Genomic DNA, 6640 nt, shown 5'->3' with positions numbered 1-6640 from the left:
TTCTGTTCAATGTTTCGGATGTGCCGCGCACTATTAAGCAGGTGGCGGAAAGCGCCGTGCGCGAAGTGGTGGGCAAGAATCCGATCCAGTTCACCCTGACCGAAGGCCGCACCAAGATCGCCGACGATACCCGGGCGCTGATGCAGACCGTGCTGGATGGCTACAAGGCCGGCGTCACCATCAACCAGGTGGCCTTGCAACGTACCGAGCCGCCGGCATCGGTGATCGATGCGTTCCGCGACGTTCAGGCCGCCCAGGCCGACCGCGAGCGCGCCCAGAATGAAGCCGAAGCCTACCGCAACGACATCCTGCCGCGCGCACGCGGCGAGGTGCAGCGCATTGTGCAGCAGGCCGAAGCCTACAAGCAGGAAGTGATCGCCAATGCCCAGGGTGAAGCCGCCCGCTTCATCTCGGTCTATGATGAATACAAACAGGCCAAGGATGTGACTGCCAAGCGCATGTATCTGGAAACCATGGAAACCATCCTGCGCGGCACCAACAAGGTGGTGATGGATCATAATACCGCTGGCGGCCAGGGCGTGGTGCCTTATCTGCCGCTGCCTGAATTGCAGAAGAAGAAGTGAGGAGAGCCGCCATGAACCGCACTTTCCTCTTAGCCCTCGGCGTCCTTGTTGTGGTTGCCGGCTTCATCCTCAAGGGTTCGTTGTTCACCGTGCATCAGGCGCAGCAGGCGCTGGTGGTGCAGTTTGGTGAGCCGCGCCGTGTCATCACCGAACCCGGCCTGAATTTCAAAGTGCCGCTGGTGCAGGATGTGATCTATTTCGACAAGCGCATTCTCGGCCTGGATGCGCAGCCGGAAGAAATTCTCACCACCGACCGCCGCCGCCTGGTGGTGGACAGCTTCGTGCGTTATCGCATCGTCGATCCGCTGCTCTACTATCAGTCGGTGCGTACGGAAGCCCTGCTGCGCAACAACCTGGCGCCTTCGGTGGCCAATGCGCTGCGCGGTGCCTTCGGCAAGCTGGATGCCATTGCCATCGTTTCGGGTGATCGCCCGGCGGCGATGCTGGCGGTCAGCAATGTGCTGGATGCGGATGCTGCCCGGCTCGGCATCGATATCGTGGACGTGCGTATCAAGCGCGCCGATTTCCCCGATACGATCAGCCAGGCGATTTTCCGCCGTATGCAGACGGAACGTGAGCGCGAGGCCAAGGAACAGCGTGCCACCGGCTTTGAATTGGGCGAGAAAATCCGTGCCGATGCCGAACGCCAGCGTACTGTGCTGCTGGCCGATGCGCGCAAGCAGTCGGAAATCCTGCGCGGTGAAGGCGATGCCAGCCGCACCAAGATTTTCGCCCAGGCGGCCAACCAGGATCCGGCATTCTATGCCTTCTATCGCTCGTTGCAGGCCTATTCCAAGGCCTTGCAGCAGGCCGATACCACGATGATTTTATCATCGGATTCGGAATTCTTCCGATACTTTACCGAAAGCCCGGGGGCGCCGGCGCCGAAGCGCTGAGCCTGCTGCCCGGGTAACAAGGAGTAGACCATGGCAATCATGCCGTCGATCACAGGCCTCTCTCTCAGAGGTCTGGCCGTGGCCGGAATACTGGCTGCCCAGCTTGTGCTGGGCAGTCTGACGCCGGCCCAGGCGCGGGCACCGGAAGGCGACTTTGCCGATCTGGCCGAGCAACTGCTGCCCTCGGTGGTGAATATCTCCACCACGCAGACAGTGAAGAACCGCCCGGGCACCGGCACCTTGCCGGAAGGAATGCCGCAATTCCCGCCTGGTTCGCCGTTTGAGGAATTCTTCAAGGATTTCTTCGACCGGCAGCAGCGTGGCGGGGGCGGCGGCAACCGGCCGCCACGTCAGGTCTCGTCGCTCGGCTCCGGCTTTATCGTTGATGCGCGCGGCTACGTGGTCACCAATAACCACGTCATCGCCGATGCCGATGAGGTGCGTGTCATCCTGCATGACAATACCGAATTGCCGGCCAAGATCATTGGCCGCGATCCGGAAGTTGACCTGGCCGTGCTCAAGGTTGAGCCGAAACAGCCGCTCAAGCCGATCAACTGGGGCGACTCGGCCAAGGCGCGGGTTGGCGAATGGGTGCTGGCGATCGGTAACCCGCTCGGCCTCGGCGGCACCGTCACCGCCGGCATCATCTCGGCGCGTGGCCGCGATATCGGCGCTGGCCGGTATGACGATTTCATCCAGACCGATGCCTCGATCAACAAGGGCAATTCCGGTGGCCCGCTGTTCAACAAGGCCGGCGAGGTGATTGGCATCAACACCGCGATCTTCTCGCAATCCGGCGGCTCGATCGGCATCGGCTTTTCGGTGCCCTCGGCGATGGCGCGGCCGGTGGTGCAGCAATTGATCGAATTCGGCCGCACCAAGCGCGGCTGGCTCGGCGTGCAGATCCAATCGGTTACCGACGAGATGGTGGAAGAACTGGGTCTCGACAAGGCGCGTGGCGCCCTGGTGGCCAAGGTGGTGCCGGGTGGCCCGGCCGAGAAAGCCGGCATCCAGGGCGGCGACGTGATCGTGTCGTTTGACAGCAAGCCGATCTCGTCGACCAATTCGCTCACCCGCACCGTGGCCGAAACCAATGTCGGCAAGGCGGTGCCGGTGGATGTGCTGCGCAAGGGCAAAAAAGTCACCCTGCGCGCCACGCTCGGCGAATTGGAACAGGCCATGGCCTCGGCTGAGGCGCCGCCGGCCAAGGGTGCCGATCCCAAGCCCAGGGCCAGCCGTGGCGAAACCAATCTGCCCGATCTCGGTGTGAAGATCGCGCCGCTGAATGCCGAATTGCGCAAGCGGTTCGACATCAAGGACGATGTGCGCGGCGTGGTGGTGGTGGATGTGGAGGCCGAGGGTCCGGCAGCAAAACGCGATGTGCGGGCCGGCGACGTGATTGTCGAAGTCTCGCAATCCGAGGTGCGCAACCCCGAGGATGCCGCCGAAATGCTCAAGGCTTTGCGCGATTCCAAGCGCAAGGTGGCCCTGCTGCAAATCCTGCGCAACGGCGAACCGCGCTTTGTGCCGGTGCCGCTCAAATCCTGAGCCGCAACACAGGCCCATAAAAAAAGCCCCGGCAGTTTCCGCTGCCGGGGCTTTTTCGTTGCGGTGGCTGGCTCAGCCCAGTTCGCTGACATCCGAGATGATCTTGCCGACCAGGCCATAGCCCACGGCTTCCTCGGCGCTCATCCAGTAATCGCGGTCGGTATCCTTTTCGATCCGTTCCAGCGGCTGGCCGGTTTCGCGGGCAAAGATTTCATTCAGCCGCTTGCGCATGCGGATGATTTCCTTGGCCTGGATTGCCACATCGGAGGCGGTGCCGCCGGTGCCGCCCGACGGCTGGTGCAGCAGGTAGCGGGTATTGGGCAGGCTGAGCCGGTTTTCGCGTGTGGCGGCCGAGAAGATCAGCGCGCCGGCCGAGGCGACCCAGCCGGTGCCGATAATGCGTACCGTCGGCTTCACGAACTTGATCACGTCATAGATCGTGTCGCCCGATTCCACATGGCCGCCCTGGGAATTGAGGTAGATGGTGATCGGGTCGTCGCCGGCATGGGCCAGGGCGAGCAGGCGGGCGGTCACATCCTTGGCCAGTTTCTGGTCGATGCCGCCAAAAATCAGGATTGAGCGCGCCTTGAACAGCCGTTCATCGATGCCGGCCGCCTTTTCGGGCTTGCCGTTTTCCTTGTCGTCCTGCGCCGGTTCGTCGTCATTCAACTGGTGAAGCATCGGCTTTATGTCTCCAAAATCGTGCCATTCCTGGGTAACGTAGCAGCCCTTCACTTGCAAGGGCTCGGGCCGGCAAGCTATCGTGCACTGCACCCTTATAAAGGAGAGCAGTTATGCTCAAAGGCAAGTCTGCCGTTGTCACCGGTTCCACCAGCGGTATCGGCCTGGGTATTGCCCGCGCGCTGGCCGGGCAGGGCGTGAATGTGATGCTGAACGGCTTCGGCGAGGCCGCCGCGATCGAGAAAATCCGCGCCGAGCTGGCAGCGGAAACCGGTGTGATGGTGCTCTATAGCGGCGCCGATATGAGCAAGGGCGACGAGGTGGCCGACCTGATCCGTGGCGCCGAGAGCGCATTTGGTGCGGTTGATATCCTGGTCAACAATGCCGGTATCCAGTTTGTCTCCCCGGTGGATGAATTCCCCGAGGCGAAATGGGAAGCGATCCAGAATATCAACCTCAGTTCCACATTCCATGCCACCAAGGCGGCTTTTCCGGGCATGAAGCGGCGCAATTGGGGCCGCGTGGTCAATATTGTCTCGGCGCATGGCCTGGTTGCTTCGCCGTTCAAATCGGCCTATGTGGCGGCCAAACACGGCCAGATCGGCTTCACCAAGGCGTCGGCGCTGGAAGTTGCGGAAACCAATATCACGGTGAATGCGATCTGCCCGGGCTATGTGCGCACTCCACTGGTGGAAGGCCAGATCGAGGATCAGGCCAAGGCGCATAACATGCCGCGCGACCGGGTGATCCGCGAAGTGATCCTGGCCTCGCAGCCGAACAAGCGCTTTGTCGAGGTTGAGGAAGTGGCGGCTTTGGCGTTGTTCCTGTGCGGCGAGATGGCCAAGTCGATCACCGGCACGGCAATTGCCGTTGATGGCGGCTGGACGGCGCGCTGACCCCCGGGGGCTTTAGCTAGGCGGGCGGATTTCCGCTTGACGGAAACCCGCCCCGGGCCTAGAAACAATGCCACTTCGTGGTGATTTGAGCCGACCGGCTTGCGGACCACGTTAAATAAACCGCTAAAAGGTCGGGCGGTTCAAGCGAACCCCGGGCCTTTGCGGTGCCGGGGTTTTTTGTTTGGGCTGAAAGGGTTGTGGATATGAGCGAGAACCGGAAGGCGGCTGAAAACTGGCGCCTGGCCACCAAGCTGGTGCGCGGCGGCACCAATCGTTCCCAGTTCGGCGAGACATCGGAAGCCATCTTCATGACCTCCGGCTTCCGCTATGACAGCGCCGAGGCCGCCGAGGCGCGGTTCAAGAATGAGCAGCCCGGCTTTGTCTACAGCCGCTTTGCCAATCCCACCGTGGATATGTTTGAAACCCGCATGGCGCTGCTGGAAGGCGCCGAGGCGGCGCGCGGCGTGGCATCCGGCATGGCGGCGGTGAATGCGGCGCTGATGTGCCAGCTCAAGGCCGGTGACGAAGTGGTGTCGGCCCGCGCCGTATTTGGTTCCTGCCGCTATATCATCGAGGATCTGCTGCCGCGTTTCGGCATCAAAAGCACCCTGGTGGATGGCACCGATCTGGCCGCCTGGGAGGCGGCGATCACCAAGCGCACCCGCGCCGTGTTCCTGGAAACCCCGGCCAACCCGACCCTGGAAGTGACCGATATCCGCGCCGTGGCCGATCTGGCCCATGCAGTCGGCGCCCGGGTTATCGTGGATAATGTGTTTGCCACCCCGGTGTTGCAAAAGCCGCTCCAGCTTGGCGCCGATATTGTGGTGTATAGCGCCACCAAGCATATCGACGGCCAGGGCCGTGCGCTTGGCGGCGTGGTGCTGGGTTCGGAAGCCTTTGTGCGCGACGAACTGACCCCCTTCCTGCGCCATACCGGCCCGGCGCTCAGCCCGTTTAACGCCTGGGTCATGCTCAAGGGGCTGGAAACCCTGGAATTGCGGGTGTCGCGCCATGTTGAGAATGCCAGCATTGTGGCTGCCGCCCTGGCTAGCCACCCCGGCATTGAGCAGCTTATGTTCCCCGGCCTGCAAAGCCACCCGCAATATGATCTGGCCAAACGACAGATGAGCGGCCCCGGCAATATGGTGGCGTTCCGCGTCAGGGGCGGCAAGGCTGCGGCCTTCGGCATGCTCAACGCGCTGCGGCTGCTGGATATCTCCAACAACCTGGGCGATTCCAAGAGCCTGATCACACATCCGGCCACCACCACCCATCAGCGATTGTCTGCCGAAGAGCGTGCAAAATTAGGGATTGCGGACGATTTGCTCCGCATGTCGGTTGGCCTGGAACACCCTCAGGACGTGATTGACGATTTAAATCAAGCGCTTGCAACCATTGGGCGGTGATTGTGGCATTGCGGCAACAGGTGGGGAATTATTGGCCCAGATTTGGCCTTTCCGCTTTACGCTGGGGCGAACAAAGTTGATAGTAGCGACCTGAATTCACGAGTCCACGGCAGGGGGCTTTTCGCCCCATGCCTTTAGTTCCAAAGGGAGATTACGATGAAGCTGCGAGCAGCACTTCTGGCCGGCGCCACTCTGGCGCTCATGGCCGCCCAGCCCGCCCTGGCGCAAACCAATGGCTGGTATGCCGGTCTTGCCGGTGGCGCCAACTGGGTTGATGACACCAAGGTTCGTAATGCCCCGAACGGCACGGCCTCGGTGGAGCATGACACTGGCTGGGCCGGTGCCGGCAAGGTTGGCTATGGCTTTGGTGATGTGCGCGTTGAAGGCGAGCTTTCCTATCGCCAGAATGACGGCAAGGGTGCCAGCAACATCGAGATCAGCTCGTGGTCGACCATGGCCAACGTGCTCTATGATTTCAATGGCATGGGCAACTTCGTGCCCTATGTCGGCTTCGGCGTTGGTCTGACCAACATCTCCGGCGAAGGCCGAGTCGGCGCCGTGACGTTTGATGACAGCGCCTGGGCTCCGGCCGTGCAGGGCATTGTTGGTGCCAATTACGCGCTGAATGA

General features: G+C 61.9%; 7 protein-coding genes and 1 riboswitch. Of the genes, 6 read left to right on the top strand and 1 reads right to left on the bottom strand.

Going from position 1 to position 6640, the window contains the following annotated elements:
- The 3 genes from hflK to KBB36_RS20385 form a co-directional block, all read left to right on the top strand.
- The coding region (gene hflK / locus KBB36_RS20395) for an FtsH protease activity modulator HflK (RefSeq protein WP_290985566.1) at positions 1 to 584 on the top strand (584 nt) is incomplete at its 5' end.
- Between the two features lie 11 nt (positions 585 to 595).
- A complete protein-coding gene (locus tag KBB36_RS20390; RefSeq protein ID WP_290985563.1) occupies positions 596 to 1480 on the top strand; it encodes a protease modulator HflC in 885 nt (294 codons plus the stop codon).
- A 30-nt stretch (positions 1481 to 1510) separates the two neighbouring features.
- On the top strand, positions 1511 to 3028 hold the full coding sequence (locus tag KBB36_RS20385; protein ID WP_290985560.1) for a Do family serine endopeptidase: 1518 nt from the start codon (positions 1511 to 1513) through the stop codon (positions 3026 to 3028).
- Positions 3029 to 3100: 72 nt separating this feature from the next.
- On the opposite strand, the gene KBB36_RS20380 is transcribed toward KBB36_RS20385, so the two are convergent.
- On the bottom strand, positions 3101 to 3709 hold the full coding sequence (locus tag KBB36_RS20380; RefSeq protein WP_290985557.1) for an ATP-dependent Clp protease proteolytic subunit: 609 nt from the start codon (positions 3707 to 3709) through the stop codon (positions 3101 to 3103).
- 113 nt (positions 3710 to 3822) lie between these two features.
- Here KBB36_RS20380 and KBB36_RS20375 point away from each other — a divergent pair, with 113 nt between their 5' ends.
- The 3 genes from KBB36_RS20375 to KBB36_RS20365 form a co-directional block, all read left to right on the top strand.
- Complete coding sequence (locus tag KBB36_RS20375; protein WP_290985554.1) at positions 3823 to 4605, top strand: 3-hydroxybutyrate dehydrogenase; 783 nt, start codon at positions 3823 to 3825, stop codon at positions 4603 to 4605.
- A 67-nt stretch (positions 4606 to 4672) separates the two neighbouring features.
- Positions 4673 to 4752, top strand: a riboswitch (SAM riboswitch).
- Positions 4753 to 4808: 56 nt separating this feature from the next.
- Positions 4809 to 6011 carry an O-succinylhomoserine sulfhydrylase gene (gene metZ, locus KBB36_RS20370; RefSeq protein WP_290985551.1) on the top strand — a complete coding sequence of 401 codons (1203 nt, stop codon included), beginning with the start codon at positions 4809 to 4811 and terminating at the stop codon, positions 6009 to 6011.
- A gap of 156 nt (positions 6012 to 6167) precedes the next feature.
- On the top strand, positions 6168 to 6640 hold a 473-nt coding region (locus tag KBB36_RS20365), incomplete at its 3' end, for an outer membrane beta-barrel protein (RefSeq protein ID WP_290985548.1).

The sequence above is a fragment of the Ferrovibrio sp. genome (assembly GCF_017994015.1).
Lineage (GTDB): Bacteria > Pseudomonadota > Alphaproteobacteria > Ferrovibrionales > Ferrovibrionaceae > Ferrovibrio.
The sequence above is the reverse complement of the archived record's forward strand: the minus strand, read 5'-3'. Positions and strand labels throughout refer to the sequence as shown.

Excerpts from the sequence above, each read along its gene's own strand:
- metZ (WP_290985551.1), top strand. The coding sequence starts at position 4,809 with ATGAGCGAGAACCGGAAGGCGGCTGAAAACTGGCGCCTGGCCACCAAG.
- KBB36_RS20390 (WP_290985563.1), top strand. The coding sequence starts at position 596 with ATGAACCGCACTTTCCTCTTAGCCCTCGGCGTCCTTGTTGTGGTTGCC.
- KBB36_RS20380 (WP_290985557.1), bottom strand. The coding sequence starts at position 3,709 with ATGCTTCACCAGTTGAATGACGACGAACCGGCGCAGGACGACAAGGAA.
- KBB36_RS20385 (WP_290985560.1), top strand. The coding sequence starts at position 1,511 with ATGGCAATCATGCCGTCGATCACAGGCCTCTCTCTCAGAGGTCTGGCC.
- KBB36_RS20375 (WP_290985554.1), top strand. The coding sequence starts at position 3,823 with ATGCTCAAAGGCAAGTCTGCCGTTGTCACCGGTTCCACCAGCGGTATC.